This window comes from Nocardioides abyssi, assembly GCF_030412915.1.
GTDB classification, from domain to species: domain Bacteria; phylum Actinomycetota; class Actinomycetes; order Propionibacteriales; family Nocardioidaceae; genus Nocardioides; species Nocardioides abyssi.
This window is the reverse complement of the sequence record NZ_JAUHJR010000002.1, coordinates 707,346-724,713: the sequence shown is the minus strand read 5'-3', so window position 1 is coordinate 724,713 and position 17,368 is coordinate 707,346. Positions and strand designations below refer to the sequence as shown.

The window sequence follows — 17,368 nt, the reverse complement described above, 5'->3', positions numbered from 1 at the left end:
GTGGCGACTCGGCGGGGTGGGGGGAGGTCAGGACAGGTCGAGCTGGAGGTCGGCCCAGCCGAGGTAGACCTCGTGGGTGGCCGAGGGCGACCGGACGACGTCGCCGCCGAGGTGGTGCCGGGTGCCGAAGAGGCCGGAGGTGGCGGCGGGCTCGGCCCGGTTGACGCCGAAGAAGACGTAGTCGAGCTTGCGGGCCTGGCCACGGGAGCGGTGGGTGGGGTCGCCCCAGCGGCACACGCGCGGGGTCAGCCGGCACACGATCTGCTCGAGCCCGGCGGCGCGGCCGGTGGGGGTGGAGGCGTACGCCCCGGTCTGGTCGGCCTCGAAGAACAGCCCCCGCTGGTTGGTCAGGAAGCCGTGGCGGGAGAGCCGGTAGAGCTGGCTCATCGTGCCCTTCTGCGGCACGGCGTTGAAGTCGCCGCCGAGCACCACCGCGGCGCGGTCGCGCTCGATGATCGGGGCGAGCACGCGGCGCACGGCGACCGCCTGGGCCTGGCGCGCGGGCCCGGCGCCAGACGCACGCCCGCGGCCGGCGCGCAGCTGGGTGGTGCAGGCGCGGACGGCATCGGGGGCGTAGGCGAGCAGCGGGCCGCGCACCGCGACGTCGGCGCACATCACGCGGAAGCGGTGCGGGGTGCGGCTGTGCGGGTTCGGCAGCCGGTGGCTGACGACCTCCGACAGCCGGTGCCGCGAGGCGATGACGAGCCCGTGCCGCTGCACGCCCTTCCCGCTCGCGCAGCCGGAGTGGTAGCGCAGCTTCTGGAAGGCGAAGTGGTCACGCCACGACTCCCCCGCCCCGATCCACGAGCGGTTGGCCTCGATGAAGCGGCGGAAGTGCTTCCAGCAGACCTCCTGGAGCAGCACGACGTCCGGCGCGCTGCCGCGGACCACGCGCTGCACGGTGCCGAGCTTGTCCCCGCCGCGCGAGCGCTCGGCGCCGTCGAGGTTGGCGGTCACCACCTCGAGGCGGTACGCCGCCCGCGGACCGCCCGCCCCGCCCGCCCCGGCGTCGTTGGCAGCGCTCGGGGCCGGCACGGCCAGCAGCGGCAGGAGCAGCGCCAGCAGCCCGAGGAGCCCCCCGAGCACGGTCGTCGCGACCGTCGGGACCCTCGACGTCCTCGCCCCCACGGCGGTGCGCACCCGCATCGTCGGCGTCCTCCAGCTCACGTTCGGTCCCGGCCCGGCGAGCGCCAGGGTGCCAGAGGGCGGAGCCGCCCGCGGGCGGTTCGCGGAAGTCGAGACCGGTCAGTGACCGAGGTGGCCGAGGTGGGTCAGCTGCGCGCGCACCGACAGCTCGGCGGCGCCCCACAGGACGGGGTCGACGTCGGCGTACACGACCTCGACGACGCGCCGGGGCAGGTCGCTCGACGCCACCGGCTCCGCGGCGGAGAGCAGCGCCCCCGCGGCCTGCTCGACCTGGGCGAGGCGGTCGCGGCGGTGGGCGATGTAGAAGTCCAGCACGTCGAGGGCGTCGTCGATGACCGGGCCGTGGCCGGGCCAGATCGTGCGTGCCTCGGCGCGCTCGGCGAGCGCGTGCAGCCGGTCGAGGCTGTCGAGGTAGGCGCCGAGCCGGCCGTCGGGGTGGGCGACGACGGTGGTGCCGCGGCCCAGCACGGTGTCGCCGGTGAGCAGCGCACCCTCGGCGGGCAGCAGGAACGACAGTGAGTCGGCGGTGTGCCCGGGCGTCGCGACGACGTGGACCTCGAGGCCGTCGACCTCGACGACGTCGCCGTCGCCGAGCCCCTCCGAACCGAGGCGGTAGGCCGGGTCCAGCGCGCGTACCCCGCAGCCCACCCGCTCGGCGAACTCGCGCGCCGCCTCGGAGTGGTCGAGGTGGTGGTGGGTCAGCAGCACGGCGCCGACCTCGCCGGCGGCCTCGGCGACCGCGTCGAGGTGCTCGAGGATCGAGGGGCCGGGGTCGACCACGACCGAGCGGCGGGCGCCCGGCTCGCGCAGCACCCAGGTGTTGGTGCCGTCGAGGGTCATCATGTCCGGGTTCGGCGCGAGCACGCACGAGCCGCGCTCGCCGAACGACCCGCCGCCCCAGGCGCCGGCACCCCCCGCGCTCACGACCGGCGGCGCTCCGCCACCAGGGGCCGCAGCCGGTCGGGCATCGAGAGCGTCCAGCCCTCGCCGAGCGGCTCCACCGACGGGCAGAACATCTCCACGGTCCGCCCCTCGGCCTCGGCGAGCACCTCCGCGGAGGAGGCGTGGGTGCCCACCTCCAGGCACGTGAGGTACGTCGGCGGCAGCATCGCCAGCGAGCCGCTGTCGGCCTGCTCGGCCGCGACCCCCGCCGGCAGCCACGTGACCGAGGAGGACTCGGTGGACACGTCGCGCGTGCGCTGCCCCTCGGGCAGGACGGCGACGAAGAACCAGGTCCGGTAGCGCTTGGGCTCGAAGACCGGCGTCAGCCAGCCGTCCCAGGTGCCGAGCAGGTCGGTGCGCAGCACGAGCCCGCGGCGGTTGAGGAAGTCGGTCATGGCGAGGTCGCGGGAGACGAGCGCCTCGCGGTCGGCCTCCCAGTCGTCGCCGGTGGTGTCGGCGACGACGGTGTCCGCGGACTCGCCGGCCAGCAGCACGCCGGACTCCTCGAAGGTCTCCCGGACCGCGGCGCACACCAGGGCCCGGGCGAGCTCGGTGTCGGTGCCGAGCCGGCGGGCCCAGTCGGCCGCGTCGGGCCCGGCCCAGGCGACCGAGGCGTCGAAGTCGCGCTGGTCGACCCCGCCGCCGGGGAAGACGGCCATGCCGCCGGCGAAGTCCATCGAGACCTGGCGGCGCAGCAGGTAGACCTCCGGCCCGGTGGCCGGGTCGGCCCCGTCGCGCATGACCACGACGGTCGCGGCGTCGCGGGGCTGGGCGGCGGTGCGGGTGCCGTCGTCGTACTCCCGGGCGACGTCGAGCAGGTGCTCGGGCAGCGGCACGGGCGGCAGCGGGATCCTCACGCGCCCGCCCGGACCGCCACGACGACCTCGACCTCGACCGGCGCGTCGAGCGGCAGCACCGGGACGCCCACGGCGGAGCGCGCGTGGACGCCGGCGTCGCCGAAGACGGTGCCGAAGAGCTCCGAGGCGCCGTTGGCGACGCCCGGCTGGCCGGTGAAGTCGGGGGTCGAGGCGATGAACGCGGTGACCTTGACGACCCGCTCGACGGCGGCCAGGTCGCCGACCTGGGCCTTGATCGCCGCGATCGCGTTGAGCGCGCACTGCTGGGCGCAGGCGTAGGCCTCCTCGGCGCTGACCTCGCCACCGACCTTGCCGGTGACGACGAGCTCGCCGTCCTTCATCGGCAGCTGGCCGGAGGTGAAGACCAGGTCCCCGTTGCGGACGGCGGGCACGTAGGCCGCGACCGGCGTGGCCACCTCGGGCACCGCCAGGCCGAGCTCGGCGAGCCGCTCCTCGGGGGTCGCGCCGGAGGTCCCACCGGACGTCGCACCAGACGCAGCAGCCACGGCTCAGCCCTCGATCGGGCGCTTGAAGTAGCCGACGAGGTTCTCCGGGTTCATCCCCGGCGCGACCTGCACCAGCTCCCAGCCGTCGGCCCCGAAGTTGTCGAGGATCTGCTTGGCGGCGTGCGTGAGGATCGGGGCGGTCAGGTACTCCCACTTGGTCATGGCCGCACCCTACTCGCGGCCGCCGATGTCCTCCCGTGGTCGGACGCGCGCGGGCACGCGGCCCGCCTAGGGTTCGGCGGGTGACCGCGCCGAACCCCACGCTCGTGCGGCGTCCGCCGCGGCTGGGCCCGCGGGGTCGCCGCTGGTTCGACGCGCTCCTGGTGGCCGCGCTGCTGCTGCCGCTGCTCCCCCTCGGCTTCTCCCTCGGCCTCGTCGCGGTCGGCATCTCGCTGATCGAGGTGGGGCCGCTGCTCTGGCGCCGCCGCCACGCGGTGGCGGTGTTCTGGGCGGTCACGGCCGCGCATGCCATGCAGGTGGTGCTCATCGACGAGCCCACACTGGGCCAGGCGGCCTGGCCGGTCGCGGTCTACTCGGTCGCCCGCCGCGCCCCCGCGCCGCACGGGTGGGCCGCGCTCGCCGTCAGCGCGGTCGCCGCGCTCACGGCCTCCTGGGACTGGAGCCTGGGCTCGCCCGACCCGTTCCTGACGCTGCTCAGCAACGCCCTCCTCCTCGGTGCGGTCGCCGCGACCGGATGGGCGCTGGGCACGCTCGGCCGCACCCGGGAGGCGTACGTCGACGCGCTGGTCGAGCGCAGCGAGCGGGTCGAGCGGGAGGCCGCCCAGCAGGTGGCGCTCGCGGCCGCCGACGAGCGCGCACGGATCGCCCGCGAGATGCACGACGTGGTCGCCCACGGGCTGTCGGTGATCGTGGTCCAGGCCGACGGGGCGCGGTACGCCGCCCGCACGGACCCCGACGTCGCGGCCCGCACGCTGGAGACCGTCGCGTCGACCGGGCGCGAGGCGCTCACCGAGATGCGGCGGATGCTGGGGCTGCTCCGCGCCGAGGACGGCGACGGCAGCGCGCCGGCCCTGCGGCCGCAGCCTGGCCTGGCCGACCTCGACGCGCTGGTCGCCGAGGCCCGCACCGCCGGGGTCACCGTCGACGCGGACCTGCCCGACCCCGCGGAGGTCGGTGACGTGCCCGACGGCGTCGCGCTCACGGCGTACCGCGTGGTGCAGGAGGCGCTCACCAACGTCCGCAAGCACGCCGGGCCCGACGTCGTCGTCCGCGTCGCAGTCGCCGTGGCCCGCCAGGGCAGGACGCGCGTGGTCGAGCTGCGGGTCGAGGACGACGGCCGGGGCGCGGCGGCCGCCGACGACGGCCACGGCCTGGGGCTGCTCGGCATGCGCGAGCGGGTCTCGGTCCACGGCGGCACGGTCGAGGCCGGACCGCGACCCGGGGGCGGGTTCGCGGTCTCTGCGAGGATCCCGGCGTGACCGTGGCCGAGCCGATCCGGGTCTTCCTCGTCGACGACCAGCAGATGGTCCGCAGCGGCTTCCGGATGCTCGTCGACAGCCAGCCCGACCTCGAGGTCGTCGGCGAGGCCGGAGACGGTGCGGAGGCCCTCGAACGGTTGTCGGTCACCCGCGCCGACGTGGTGCTGATGGACGTCCGGATGCCGCGGATGGACGGCGTGGAGGCCACCCGCCTGCTCGTCGCGCGGCCCGACGCGCCCCGCGTGCTGGTGCTGACGACCTTCGACCTCGACGAGTACGCCTTCGCCGCGATCCGCGCCGGCGCCGCGGCGTTCCTGCTCAAGGACGCCGCGCCCGAGGACCTGCTCGGCGCGATCCGCACCGTCCACGCCGGCGACTCGGTGGTCGCGCCGAGCACGACCCGGCGGCTGCTGGAGCAGTTCGCCGCCGTCCTGCCCGACCCCGCGGCGCCCGCGGGGGCGCCCGCCGGCGCACCCGTCGACGACCGGCTCGCCGTGCTCACCGACCGCGAGCGGGAGGTGCTGGCGCTGGTCGGCCGGGGGCTGAGCAACACCGAGATCGCCGCCGAGCTGGTCGTCGCCGAGACGACGGTGAAGACCCACGTGGGCCGGCTGCTCGCCAAGACCGGGTCGCGCGACCGGGTGCAGCTGGTCGTCCTGGCGTACGAGACCGGGCTGGCGCGTACGACCTGAGTCGTACGCCGGGTCCCGCCCCCGGGTGGACGACCCGACCCCCTCCCGGGCGGGATCGTCGTGGCATGACCACGACGACCCCCTCCCACCCCGTCCCGGCCGCCGCGGCCGGCCACCCCGGCACGGCCGCCACCGCCCGCGGCCTCACCCGCGTCCACGGCCGCGGCGACGCCGCCGTCCACGCGCTGCGCGGCGTCGACCTCGACCTCCCCGCCGGCCGGTTCACCGCCGTCATGGGGCCCTCGGGCTCGGGCAAGTCGACCCTCATGCACTGCCTCGCCGGCCTCGACACCCCCACCTCCGGCATCGTCGAGGTCGCCGGCCGCGCGCTGGCCGGCATGGACGACACCGCGCTGACCCTCTTCCGCCGCGAGCACGTCGGCTTCGTCTTCCAGGCCTTCAACCTGCTGCCGATGCTCTCCGCCGGGCAGAACATCGTGCTCCCCCTCGAGCTCGCCGGCCGCCGGCTCACCGGCTCCGTCAAGGAGCGCCACGACCTCGTCGTCGACGTGCTCGGCCTGCGCGACCGGCTGGGCCACCGGCCCGCCGAGCTCTCGGGCGGCCAGCAGCAGCGGGTCGCGATCGCCCGCGCGCTGGTCACCGAGCCCGCGATCGTCTTCGCCGACGAGCCCACCGGCAACCTCGACAGCGCCGCCTCCGCGGAGGTGCTGGGCTTCCTGCGCCGCTCGGTGCGCGAGCTGGGCCAGACGGTCGTCATGGTCACCCACGAGCTCGACGCGGCGGCGTACGCCGACGACGTGGTCGTGCTCGCCGACGGCGCCGTCCGCCGCCACCTGGTCGACCCCACCGCCGACGAGCTCGTCGCGGCGCTGCGCGGGGAGCAGGTCCGATGAGGACGGTGCTGCTGGCGTCGCTTCGGACGCACACCCGGCGGTACGTCGCCGCCGCGGTCGCCGTCGTCATCGGCGTCGCCTTCGTCGTGGTGACCGGGATGCTCTCGGCCTCGGCCCGCTCCGGGATGACCGCCTCGGTCGGCGTGCCCTACGCCGGCGCCGACGTCGTGGTCACCGGCCTCGACGGGCCCGACGCCCGCGACCTGGTCCGCGACGCCGCGGGCCGCGGCGACCGGGCGGCCGTCATCGGGTCCACCGCCGAGCGGGCCCGGGTCGGCGGGCGGTTGCTGCCCGACAACGTCACCGTCGGCGCGGTCGCCGACGACGAGCGGCTGCAGTGGCAGGAGGTCCGCGAGGGCCGGCTCCCGGCCGCGCCGAGCGAGGTCGCGGTCGACGTCAACGCCGCGAAGACCGACCGCGTCGGGCTCGGCGACACCGTCCGCCTGGGCGCGGGCGACCGCACGGTCGAGGCGGAGGTGGTCGGCCTCGTCGACACCCCCTCGGCGGCGCCGGGCACGGACTTCCTGCTGACCTTCGCCGACCTCGAGACCTTCGTCGACGGCCTGTGGGTCACGAGCGTCGTCTACGCCGGGCCGGGCGCGGACAGCGTCCAGGACCGCACCGACGGTGACGTCGTCGCCGCGGCGGACCACGTCCAGGCCGTGCAGGCCGACGTCACCCGTGGCGTGGACGTGCTGGCCGCGATGCTGCTGGTCTTCGCGGCGATCGCGCTCTTCGTCTCGGTGCTGGTCATCGCCAACACCTTCACGATCCTCTTCGCCCAGCGGGCGCGGGACTTCGCGCTGCTGCGCTGCGTCGGCGCCACCCGGGAGCAGGTGCTGCGCTCGGTGCGCCTGGAGGCGCTCGCGCTCGCCGTCGTCGCCTCCGTGACCGGCGTCGTGGCCGGCACCGCCCTCGGCGCGCTGGTCATCGCCGTCGTGCGCCGGTCCGTCGACGACGACGTGCTCGGCTCGGCCATGCCCTCGGCCAGGTGGTACGTCGCCGCGCTGGCCACCGGGCTGGTCGTCACCCTCGTGGCGGCCTGGCTCCCGACCCGGCGCGCCACGGCGGCCGACCCGCTGTCGGCGCTGCGCCCGCACGACGTCGACGTCCGCACGACCGCCGGCCGGGTCCGCGTCGCGCTCGGCGTCGTGGCGCTCGCCGGTGGCTGTGCGCTGCTGGCGCTCGCCATGGCCTCCCACGAGGTGGTCCCGATGCTGGCCGGCGGGATCGTGTCGTTCTCGGGCCTGCTGCTCCTCGGCCCGGTGCTGGTGCCGGCGGCGGTCCGGCTGGCCGGCGCGCTGGCGTCCCGCCTGGCCGGCACCCCGGGTCGGATCGCGACCGGCAACGCCGTGCGCAACCCGCGGCGCACCGCCGCCACCACCGCCTCGCTGCTCGTCGGCGTCACGCTGACCACCGCCGTGCTCATCGGGCTGGCCAGCTCACGGCACACGGTCGAGGAGGAGATGGACCAGCAGTACCCCGTCGACCTGACGATGACCTCCGACACCCCGCTGCCCGACGACCTGCTCGGCGACGTGCGGGCCACCTCGGGCGTGGTCGACGCCGTCGCCCTGCCGGGCACCACCGCCCGCATCGTCGGCCAGGGCCCGGTCACCCTCCTGGCCGCCCCGCGCGGCACGACCGGCGTGCTGCGCGGCGACGCGGGCGTCGCGTCCCCGGGGCCGGGCGAGGTGTGGCTGCCCGACGGCCTGCTCACCGAGTGGCCCGCGAACGGCCGGGTGACCCTCGAGGTCGAGGGCCGGACCCGCACGCTCAGCCTCAACACCGGCGAGGGCTGGGGCCCCGCGGCCGTCGTCGCCCCCGCGACCCTGGCCGCGCTCACCGACGCCAGCACGCCCCGCGCGGTCTGGGCCCGGGCCGACGACGGCGCCGACGCCGAGGACCTCGCCGGCGACCTCGACGCCCTCGCGGTGCCGGCCGGCGCCGAGCTGGTCAGCAGCCTCGGCGAGCGCGGCTGGGTCGACACCCAGCTCGACGTCCTCACCGCGACGGTCGTGGGCCTGCTCGGGATCGCCGTCGTCATCGCGCTCATCGGCATCGGCAACACCCTGGGGCTCTCGGTGCTCGAGCGCGGCCGGGAGAACGCCCTGCTCCGGGCGCTCGGCCTGACCCGCCGGCAGCTGCGGGCCACGCTGGCCGTCGAGGGGCTGCTGCTCTCGCTGGTCGCCACCGTCGTGGGGGTGGTCGTCGGGGCGGCGTACGCCTGGGTCGCGCTGCGAACCATGGTCGACGTGCTCACCGACGACGCCGCGATGGTGCTGCCGTGGTGGCAGCTCGCGCTCGTCGTGGTCGTCGCCGGGCTGGCCGGGCTCGCCTCGAGCGTGCTGCCCACCCGCCGGGCCGTCCGCACCGCGCCCGCCGCCGGGCTCGGGATGGACTAGGGGCCGGGTCAGGGGCGGGCCCGCTGCGGGTAGATCGTCTCGTGGCGGGCCAGCATCGCGACGTACTCCCGGATCTTGCGCTCGCGCGTCTCGGCCCGCTTGACCGCGTCGAGCCGGGTGACCATCGCGAACCGGTTGGCCGAGGTCAGCACGTCGAACATCGCCTGCGCCCGCGGGTCCGCCGCCACGGCGGCCCGCAGGTCCTCGGGCACCTCGAGCCGCGAGGGCGGTGCGTACGCCGCCTCCCACCGCCCGTCGGCCCGGGCCGCCTCCACCGCGGCCCGGCCGGCGGGCGCCATCCGGCCCTCCGCCTCGAGCCGGGCGATGATCTCGACGTTGACCTGCGACCAGCGGCTGCGCGGGGCGCGCCGGGTCATCCGCTGCAGCGAGGTGGCGGCGTCGCGGCTGCGCCCCTGCCCGTCGATCCAGCCGAAGCACAGCGCCTCGTCCAGCGCCGCGGCCCGGGTCAGCGCGGTGACGTCGCCACCCTTCTTGGTCAGCACCAGCCACACGCCCGGGGAGTCGGCGTGGTGCTCCTCCAGCCAGGCGCGCCACGCTGCGGCGTCGGGGAGGAGCAGCTCGGGGAGCTCGACGGCCACCTCAGCCCTCCAGGAACGGGACGTAGGGGGCCAGCACCTCGCGCAGCTCGTTGGCGCCGAGCAGCAGGAAGAGCACCGCGCACACCCCCAGGCCGGTGTTGGACAGCCAGCCGTTGCGCCACTCCGGCGGCACGTCGGAGTGCGGCAGGGCGCCGGGGCGGCGCTTGTTGAGCAGCACCAGCAGCGTGATCGCGAGGAACGGCATGAACAGCGCCCCGAGCGCGCCGTAGGCCAGGATCAGCCCGACCGGCTCGTCGAGCAGCAGCAGGAGCATCGGCGGGAAGGTCAGCCACAGCAGGTAGGCCTTGAACAGCCGGCCGCCGGTGCGGGTGTCGGGGTGGCCCGACGGCAGGTCGCGCAGGTTGCCGACGAAGTCGGCGAACATCAGGCTCACGCCGCTCCACACGCCGATGAGCGAGGAGAACGACGAGGCCCAGAAGCCGACGAGGAAGACCTTGCCGAAGACCTCGCCGTACCGGTCGGCCAGCACGTCGGAGAGCTGCACCAGCGCCTGGTCGCCGGTCTCCATCGCGATGCCGGCGGAGTAGAGCAGCTCGGCCCCCACGACGAGCATGGAGACGACGAAGACCCCGGTGACGGCGTACGCCACCCCGTTGTCGATCCGCATCACCCGCATGAAGCGCGGGGTGTGCCAGCCCTTCTCGCGCAGCCAGTAGCCGTACGCCGCGAGCGTGATGGTGCCGCCCACACCGCCGGCGATGCCCAGCACGTTGACCAGCGAGTCGTCCGGCAGCGCCGGGCGCAGGCCGCCGAGCACCTCGCCGAGGTTCGGCAGGGTGAGCACGGCCGCCCCGACGACGGTCACGAACATGACGCCGACGAGCGCCGCGGTGATCTTCTCGAAGGCCGCGTAGGTGCCGAACCACACCAGCACCAGGCCGACCAGGCCGAAGGCGACCGCCGTCCACCGCAGCGGCAGGTCGGGGAGGAGCGCGACGACCGGCAGCGCCGTGGACGACATCGCGGTGGCGCCGTACACGACGCCCCACACGAGGATGTACGGCGCGAAGTACCACGTCGTCCACCGGCCCAGGCTGCGCCAGCCCTCGAAGATCGTCCGCTGCGTCGCCAACGAGTAGCGGCCCGCGCCCTCGACGAGCACCACCTTGATCACCGCGCCGAGGACCGCGACCCACAGCAGCGTGTAGCCGAACTTCGCGCCGGCCACCAGCGTCGCCACCAGGTCGGCAGCGCCCACGCCGGTAGCGGCCACCACCAGGCCGGGCCCGACGATCCTCCAGCGGGGCGGGTCGCCGGCCGCCAGGGCCGGGTCGGCCGGGTCCGTCGTGTCTCCCGAGGACGTCATCGCCGCATCATGACCCGGGCTGGTCGCCGCTGGCTACGCTCGCCCCCATGACCGACTGGCCGCGCGTGCAGCTGCACGTGGTGACCGGCAAGGGCGGCACCGGCAAGTCGACCGTCGCCGCCGCGCTGGCCCTGGCGCTGGCCACCACCGGCCGCAACGTCCTGCTCTGCGAGGTCGAGGGCCGCCAGGGCATCGCCCGGATGTTCGACGTCGACCCGCTGCCGTACGCCGAGCGCCGGATCGCCACCGGCCTGCCGTCCGACGGGGTGCCCGACGGACCGACGGACGGGGCGGGCGGCAAGCCCGGCGTCGTGCACGCGCTGCACATCGACCCGGAGGCGGCGCTGCTGGAGTACCTCTCGATGTACTACAAGCTCGGCCGCGCCGGCCGCGCGCTCGACAAGTTCGGGGTCATCGAGTTCGCCACGACGATCGCGCCCGGCGTCCGCGACGTGCTGCTGACCGGCAAGGTCTTCGAGGCGGTGCAGCGCAACAGCCGCAACAAGGGCGCGATCGAGTACGACGCCGTGGTGCTCGACGCCCCGCCGACCGGACGCATCGTGCAGTTCCTCAACGTCAGCGACGAGCTCGCGGGGCTGGCCAAGGTCGGCCCGATCAAGCACCAGTCCGACACGATGATGACCCTGTTCCGCTCGCCGCGGACGGCCGTCCACCTGGTCACCGTCCTGGAGGAGATGCCCGTGCAGGAGACCGCCGACGGGATCGCCGAGCTCGAGGCCGCGCGGCTGCCGGTCGGCGGGGTCGTGGTCAACCTGGTCCGCCCCCGCGACCTCGCCGCTGCCGACCTCGCCGCCGCCCGCACCGGGACGCTCGACCGCGACCGGCTCACCACCGACCTCGCCGCCGCGGGGCTGGACCTGTCCGCGGCACGGCTCGACGACCTCGTCGACGGGCTGCTCGCCGAGGCCCACGACCACGCCGTCCGCCGTGACCTCGAGGACAGCCAGCGCGAGGTGGTCGCGGCGCTGGACCGACCGACGTACGAGCTGCCCCGGCTGCCGGGCGGGGTGGACCTCGGCGGGCTCTACGAGCTCGCCGAGCAGCTGCGCGCGCAGGGGCTGGCATGAGCACCCGCGCGCGGGTCGGCCCGCAGACCGGCCGCCAGCACGCGCCGCTGGACGTCGACGCCCTCCTCGACGACCGCGGCACCGAGATCATCGTGTGCTGCGGCTCCGGCGGGGTCGGCAAGACCACCACCTCCGCGGCGCTGGCGCTGCGCGCGGCCGAGCGCGGCCGCAAGGTCGTTGTGCTGACCATCGACCCGGCCCGGCGGCTGGCGCAGTCGATGGGCATCGAGATGCTCGACAACACCCCGCGGCCGGTCTCCGACGTCGACCCCGCGGCCGGCGGCAGCCTCGACGCGATGATGCTGGACATGAAGCGGACCTTCGACGAGGTCGTGCTCAGCCAGGCCACCCCGGAGAAGGCCGAGCAGATCCTGGCCAACCCGTTCTACATCGCGCTGTCGAGCTCGTTCGCGGGCACGCAGGAGTACATGGCGATGGAGAAGCTCGGCCAGATCCACGCCGACGCCCAGCGCACCGGCACCTACGACCTGGTCGTCGTCGACACCCCGCCCTCGCGGTCGGCGCTGGACTTCCTCGACGCCCCCGAGCGGCTCTCCAGCTTCCTCGACGGCCGCTTCATCCGGCTGATGCTCGCCCCCGCCCGCGGTCCGGCGAAGCTGATGACCGCCGGGTTCGGGATCATCACCAACGCGCTGACCAAGATCCTCGGTGGCCAGGTGCTGCGCGACCTGCAGACCTTCGTCGCCGCGCTGGACACCGTCTTCGGCGGCTTCCGCGTCCGCGCGCAGAAGACCTACGCGCTGCTGCAGGCCGACGGGACGGCGTTCCTGGTCGTCGCGGCCCCCGAGCCCGACGCGCTGCGCGAGGCGGCGTACTTCGTCGAGCGGCTCGCCGAGGACCGGATGCCGCTGGCCGGGCTCGTCGTCAACCGGGCCAGCCCCGCACCGCAGGGCGACCTGTCCGGCGACGAGGCGATGGCCGCGGCCGCGCGGCTGCGCGCCGACGACCCCACCTCGCTGACCGCCGGGCTGCTGCGGCTGCACGCCGACCGCACCCGGATGGTCGAGCGCGAGGCCGGGCTGCGGGCTCGCTTCGCCAAGGCCCACCCCGAGGTCCCCACCGCCGTCGTCCCCGCCCTCGCCGGCGACGTCCACGACCTCGCTGGTCTGCGCGAGGTCGGTGGGCTGCTGGCCGGCGGGGTGCAGGGGTCACCGGTTCACCGGTGACCCCTGCACATATCGGGGCAGATCTCCCCCGATATGTGCAGGACTACCCCGATATGTCCGACCCCCAGCCCACGGCCAGGGTCGGCCGGGGCCGGGTCGGACGCGCAGGCACGCCCACGACGTACGCCGCAGCGACGCCGCAGCGAGCGCCGCGGCCGGGCGCGCGGACGCGTCAGACGGTGGCGCGCGGAGCCGGCACGGTGGCCGACTGCTCGCGGGCGGTCTCGAGGACCGTGCGCCACGAGGCGTTCGGGCGGCGGCGCAGCAGCGCACGGCGCTCGCGCTCGGTCATGCCACCCCAGACCCCCCACTCGATCTGGTTGTCGAGCGCCTCCGCGAGGCACTCGGTGCGCACGGGGCAACCCGCGCACAGCTGCTTGGCCTTGTTCTGCTCGGCCCCACGCACGAACAGCTGATCCGGCTGCGCCGACTTGCAGGCAGCGCGCGGCGTCCAGTCCTCAACCCACATGATGTCCCCACATCTGATCCGAGATAGGTCCGCGTCCCCATGACGCCTACCCGGGAAGTCCCCTCGGAGGTAAAGGTAAAGGCGCCCACGGCAACCGGTACAGACACGTTCAGCCCAACCGGCATAGTCCGAAATGACTAGTCCGTCCTCGTCACGCCACCCTGGGGCTTCGCGGACTCCCGTAGCCTGGTGGTCATGACCGCGCAGCGTCCCGAGCAGCTCACCCCGGGCCGCGTGGCCTCCCACCTGGGCGTGATGCTCCTCGTCGCCGCCGTCCTGGGGGTCGTCGTCGCCGGCCTGGCCATCCCGTTCGCGGGCGTGGCGGGCATCGGCGCGAAGAACGTCGCCGAGACGATGGACCAGCTGCCGGCCGAGCTGGAGACCGAGGCGCTCGCCCAGCGCACCCAGGTGCTCGACGAGGAGGGCGAGGTCGTCGCCACCCTCTACGACCAGAACCGCGTCAACGTCCAGCTCACCGACGTCTCGCGGATGATGGTCAAGGCGATCGTCGCGATCGAGGACTACCGCTTCTACCAGCACGGAGCGCTGGACCTGAAGGGCACGCTGCGCGCGTTCATCACCAACCAGGCCAGCTCCGGCGTCGTCCAGGGCGGCTCGTCGATCACCCAGCAGCTGGTCAAGCTGACCCTGGTCGACCAGGCGAAGACGAAGAAGGAGCGCCAGGAGGCCACCGACGACAGCTACGCGCGCAAGCTGCGCGAGCTGCGGTACGCCGTGGCGCTGGAGCAGCGCCACAGCAAGGACTGGATCCTCGAGCGCTACCTCAACACCGCGTACTTCGGTGACGGCGCCTTCGGCATCCAGTCCGCGGCCCGCCACTACTTCGGCGTCAACGCCAAGGACCTCAACCTCAAGCAGTCGGCGCTGCTGGCCGGCCTGGTGAAGAACCCCACCGGCTACGACCCCACCAACGCCCCCGACCGGGCGCTGGAGCGGCGCAACGTCGTGCTGGACCGGATGGCCCAGCTCGGCGTCATCAAGGACCGCCGCGCGGAGAAGGTCAAGGAGAAGAAGCTCGGCCTCGACGTGCAGACGACGCCCAACGGGTGCGTCAACGCGCGGGCGCCGTTCTTCTGCGACTACGTCCTCAACTACCTGCAGAAGGACCGCGCGCTCGGCCGCAACGCCAAGGAGCGACGCGAGCTGATCTTCTCCGGCGGCCTCACGATCCGCACCTCCATCGACCTCGACGCCCAGGCGGCCGCCGACGAGGCCGTCTCGTCCGCGGTCTACCCCCCGACCGAGGCGATCGGCGGCCTGGCGATGGTCGAGCCCGGCACCGGCAAGGTCCGCGCCATCGCCCAGTCCCGCCCGATGGGCCGCGACCGCGCGGCCGGCCAGACCTACCTGAACTACGTCGTCAACCAGAAGTACGGCGACTCCGCCGGCTTCCAGCCCGGCTCGACGTTCAAGGTCTTCGTCCTCGCCGCCGCGCTGGAGCAGGGCCTGCCCACGTCGACCGGCTTCCAGAACCCGGACCGGATGGAGATCCCCGAGTACGAGTTCGAGGACTGCGACGGCGAGCCCTACGGCTACGGCACCTGGTCGGTCGGCAACTCCACGACCACCGGCTACAAGGACATGTACACCGGCACCCGCGAGTCGGTGAACACCTACTTCGCCCAGCTCGAGCGGGAGACCGGCATCTGCGAGCCCTACGAGCTCGCGAAGGCGATGGGCGTCGAGCTCACCAACCCCGAGGGCAAGGGCCCTGGCCTCGCCGAGCGGGTGCCGACGTTCACCCTCGGCGTCACCGACGCCAGCCCGCTGGAGATGGCCGAGGCGTACGCCACCTTCGCGGCCCGCGGCCTGCACTGCGACTCCCGCCCGGTGCTGGCGATCGAGGACGCCCGCGGCAACCTGCTCAAGGAGTACCCGCAGGAGTGCCAGCAGGTGATCCAGGAGACCACCGCCGACGCGATCAACGACATCCTCCGCGGCGTCATCGACGGCGGGTTCGCCTCCGCGCAGGCCCTCGGCCGCGACGCCGCCGGCAAGACCGGCACCACCCAGAACGGCCAGGCGGTCTGGTTCGTCGGCTACACCCCCAACATGGCGACCTCCGCCATGATCGCCGGCGCCAACGAGTTCGGCATGCCGAAGAGCCTCGAGGGCGTCAACATCGGCCCGACGACCATCTACAACGCGTCCGGCTCCTACTACGCCGCACCCATGTGGGGCGGCGCGATGCGCGGCATCCTCGACAAGCTCCCCGTCGAGTCGTTCACGCCGCCCTCGTCGGTCACCAGCAGCGGGACGGCGCCGAGCACCGACTCCTTCGACGACGACGACAGCGACTCGTTCGACGACGACTGAGCGGACGAACGGGCCGACGACCGGGCCGACAGGTGGGCCGGCCGAGCGGCCGTCTCAGCCGAGCTGGCGGCGCACCTCCGCGGCCACCGCGGCACCGTCGGCACGGCCCTTGACCTGCGGCTGCACGACGCCCATCACCTTGCCCATGGCCTTCATGCCCTCGCCGGCCGCGCCCGTGCGCTCGACGGCCTCGCTGACGATCCGGGCGATCTCCTCGACCGGGAGCTGCTCGGGCAGGTAGTCGGCCAGCACCTTCGCCTCGGCCCGCTCCTTGGCGGCCATCTCACTGCGCCCGCCGTCGTCGAAGGCGATCGCGGCCTCGCGGCGCTTCTTGGCCTCGGTGGAGAGCACGTCGACGACCTCCTCGTCGCTGAGCTCGCGCTGGACCTTGCCCGCGACCTCGGCGTTGGTGACGGCGGTGAGCGCCATCCGCAGGGTCGAGGAGCGCACCTCGTCGCGGGCCTTCATCGCGGCGGTGAGGTCGGTGCGCAGGCGGTCCTTGAGCTGGCTCATGGGGCCATTGTGGCAGCCTGGCGGCGTGACCCCGCTGCCCGCCGCCGCCCGCGCCCTGGCCCTCACCGCCGGCGCCGGAGCGGCCCTCGGCGGCGGCCTGGCGACGTACGCCGCGTGCGAGGCGCGCGCCTACACGTTGCGGCACGTCGAGGTGCCGCTGCTGCCGGCCGGCCACCGCCCGCTGCGGGTGCTGCACCTCTCCGACCTCCACGTCACGCCGGGCCAGCGGCGCAAGCTGGCGTGGATCGCCGGCCTGGCCGACCTGCGCCCCGACCTGGTCGTCGACACCGGCGACAACCTCTCCCACCGCGACGCGGTCGGCCCGCTGCTGGACGCGCTGGGCCCGCTGCTCGACGTGCCGGGGGTCTTCGTCCTGGGCTCCAACGACTACTTCGAGCCGACCATGCGCAACCCGCTGCGCTACCTGCTCCCCGACGACGGCCGCCGGCACACCGACACCCCGCACCTGCCGTGGCGCGACCTCGTGGCGGCGTTCACCGGCTCGGGCTGGCTGGACCTCACCAACCGCACGGGCGCGCTCACCCTCGGCGACACGACGATCTCCTTCGCGGGCGTCGACGACCCCCACCTCGGCTACGAACGGCTCGGCGACGTCACCGGGGTCGCCGGCGCCGACCGGCACGCCGACGTCCGCCTCGGCGTCGCCCACGCGCCGTACCTCCGCGTCCTGGACGCCTTCGCCGCCGACGACTGCGACGCCGTGCTCGCCGGCCACACCCACGGTGGGCAGGTGTGCCTCCCCGGCGGCCGCGCGCTGACCACCAACTGCGACCTCGAGCCCGCCCGCGCCCGCGGCCTCTCCCGCCACCCCGCCGACTCCCGCCCCGGCGAGCCCGGCTCCGCCTGGCTCCACGTCAGCGCCGGCCTCGGCACCAACCCCTTCGTCCGCCTCCGCCTCGCCTGCCGCCCCGAGGTCACCCTGCTCACCCTCGTCCCCGCCTGACCCGGAGGGGGTCGTGTGCCCGGGAACGCGCCCCACCGCGTCC

The 17,368-nt window shown here is 74.7% G+C and carries 17 protein-coding genes; 8 read left to right on the top strand and 9 right to left on the bottom strand.

Going from position 1 to position 17,368, the window contains the following annotated elements; all coding sequences use genetic code 11:
• Window positions 1-27: 27 nt before the first annotated feature.
• The 5 genes from QWY29_RS08565 to sp36 form a co-directional block, all read right to left on the bottom strand.
• Entirely contained in the window at window positions 28-1,146 is a 1,119-nt protein-coding gene (locus QWY29_RS08565) for an endonuclease/exonuclease/phosphatase family protein (protein WP_300960291.1), read from the bottom strand.
• A 99-nt stretch (window positions 1,147-1,245) separates the two neighbouring features.
• Entirely contained in the window at window positions 1,246-1,989 is a 744-nt protein-coding gene (locus QWY29_RS08560) for an MBL fold metallo-hydrolase (protein ID WP_300960400.1), read from the bottom strand.
• A 77-nt stretch (window positions 1,990-2,066) separates the two neighbouring features.
• Window positions 2,067-2,945, bottom strand: a complete 879-nt coding sequence (locus QWY29_RS08555) for an NUDIX hydrolase (protein WP_300960290.1) — start codon at window positions 2,943-2,945, stop codon at window positions 2,067-2,069.
• The gene (locus QWY29_RS08550) at window positions 2,942-3,451 is read right to left on the bottom strand and encodes a RidA family protein (RefSeq protein ID WP_300960289.1); all 510 of its coding nucleotides are present in this window, start codon (window positions 3,449-3,451) and stop codon (window positions 2,942-2,944) included. Before QWY29_RS08550 ends, QWY29_RS08555 begins: the two co-directional genes overlap by 4 nt.
• A 3-nt stretch (window positions 3,452-3,454) precedes the next feature.
• Window positions 3,455-3,613 carry a Sp36 family protein gene (sp36, locus tag QWY29_RS08545; protein WP_186347541.1) on the bottom strand — a complete coding sequence of 53 codons (159 nt, stop codon included), beginning with the start codon at window positions 3,611-3,613 and terminating at the stop codon, window positions 3,455-3,457.
• Window positions 3,614-3,693: 80 nt separating this feature from the next.
• Here sp36 and QWY29_RS08540 point away from each other — a divergent pair, with 80 nt between their 5' ends.
• From QWY29_RS08540 to QWY29_RS08525, 4 genes are all read left to right on the top strand, one after another.
• Window positions 3,694-4,890, top strand: a complete 1,197-nt coding sequence (locus QWY29_RS08540; protein WP_300960288.1) for a sensor histidine kinase — start codon at window positions 3,694-3,696, stop codon at window positions 4,888-4,890.
• Window positions 4,887-5,582 (top strand): response regulator, encoded by a 696-nt coding sequence (locus QWY29_RS08535; RefSeq protein WP_300960287.1) that lies wholly within the window; start codon window positions 4,887-4,889, stop codon window positions 5,580-5,582. Before QWY29_RS08540 ends, QWY29_RS08535 begins: the two co-directional genes overlap by 4 nt.
• 65 nt (window positions 5,583-5,647) lie before the next feature.
• The gene (locus QWY29_RS08530; RefSeq protein ID WP_300960286.1) at window positions 5,648-6,436 is read left to right on the top strand and encodes an ABC transporter ATP-binding protein; all 789 of its coding nucleotides are present in this window, start codon (window positions 5,648-5,650) and stop codon (window positions 6,434-6,436) included.
• Window positions 6,433-8,841, top strand: a complete 2,409-nt coding sequence (locus QWY29_RS08525; RefSeq protein WP_300960285.1) for an ABC transporter permease — start codon at window positions 6,433-6,435, stop codon at window positions 8,839-8,841. The genes QWY29_RS08530 and QWY29_RS08525 overlap by 4 nt, the downstream gene beginning before the upstream one ends.
• Window positions 8,842-8,849: 8 nt before the next feature.
• Here QWY29_RS08525 and QWY29_RS08520 read toward each other — a convergent pair whose 3' ends face one another.
• Together QWY29_RS08520 and QWY29_RS08515 are read right to left on the bottom strand one after the other, a co-directional pair.
• Complete coding sequence (locus tag QWY29_RS08520; RefSeq protein WP_300960284.1) at window positions 8,850-9,440, bottom strand: YdeI/OmpD-associated family protein; 591 nt, start codon at window positions 9,438-9,440, stop codon at window positions 8,850-8,852.
• A 1-nt stretch (window position 9,441) separates the two neighbouring features.
• Window positions 9,442-10,767 (bottom strand): Nramp family divalent metal transporter, encoded by a 1,326-nt coding sequence (locus QWY29_RS08515; protein WP_300960283.1) that lies wholly within the window; start codon window positions 10,765-10,767, stop codon window positions 9,442-9,444.
• Window positions 10,768-10,814: 47 nt separating this feature from the next.
• On the opposite strand from QWY29_RS08515, the gene bagA reads away from it, so the two are divergent.
• Both bagA and bagB read left to right on the top strand, forming a co-directional pair.
• Window positions 10,815-11,855 carry an ATPase BagA gene (gene bagA / locus QWY29_RS08510; protein WP_300960282.1) on the top strand — a complete coding sequence of 347 codons (1,041 nt, stop codon included), beginning with the start codon at window positions 10,815-10,817 and terminating at the stop codon, window positions 11,853-11,855.
• Window positions 11,852-13,042, top strand: a complete 1,191-nt coding sequence (gene bagB / locus QWY29_RS08505; RefSeq protein WP_300960281.1) for an ArsA family ATPase — start codon at window positions 11,852-11,854, stop codon at window positions 13,040-13,042. Before bagA ends, bagB begins: the two co-directional genes overlap by 4 nt.
• Window positions 13,043-13,214: 172 nt before the next feature.
• Here bagB and QWY29_RS08500 read toward each other — a convergent pair whose 3' ends face one another.
• Window positions 13,215-13,511: a WhiB family transcriptional regulator gene (locus tag QWY29_RS08500; RefSeq protein WP_300960280.1), complete on the bottom strand. Its 297-nt coding sequence runs from the start codon at window positions 13,509-13,511 to the stop codon at window positions 13,215-13,217.
• A gap of 195 nt (window positions 13,512-13,706) precedes the next feature.
• Between QWY29_RS08500 and QWY29_RS08495 the strand changes: the two genes are divergently transcribed.
• Complete coding sequence (locus QWY29_RS08495) at window positions 13,707-15,848, top strand: transglycosylase domain-containing protein (RefSeq protein WP_300960279.1); 2,142 nt, start codon at window positions 13,707-13,709, stop codon at window positions 15,846-15,848.
• A gap of 54 nt (window positions 15,849-15,902) precedes the next feature.
• On the opposite strand, the gene QWY29_RS08490 is transcribed toward QWY29_RS08495, so the two are convergent.
• Window positions 15,903-16,361 (bottom strand): GatB/YqeY domain-containing protein, encoded by a 459-nt coding sequence (locus QWY29_RS08490; RefSeq protein ID WP_300960278.1) that lies wholly within the window; start codon window positions 16,359-16,361, stop codon window positions 15,903-15,905.
• Window positions 16,362-16,386: 25 nt separating this feature from the next.
• On the opposite strand from QWY29_RS08490, the gene QWY29_RS08485 reads away from it, so the two are divergent.
• A complete protein-coding gene (locus QWY29_RS08485) occupies window positions 16,387-17,325 on the top strand; it encodes a metallophosphoesterase (protein WP_300960277.1) in 939 nt (312 codons plus the stop codon).
• The last annotated feature ends 43 nt before the right edge of the window (window positions 17,326-17,368 follow it).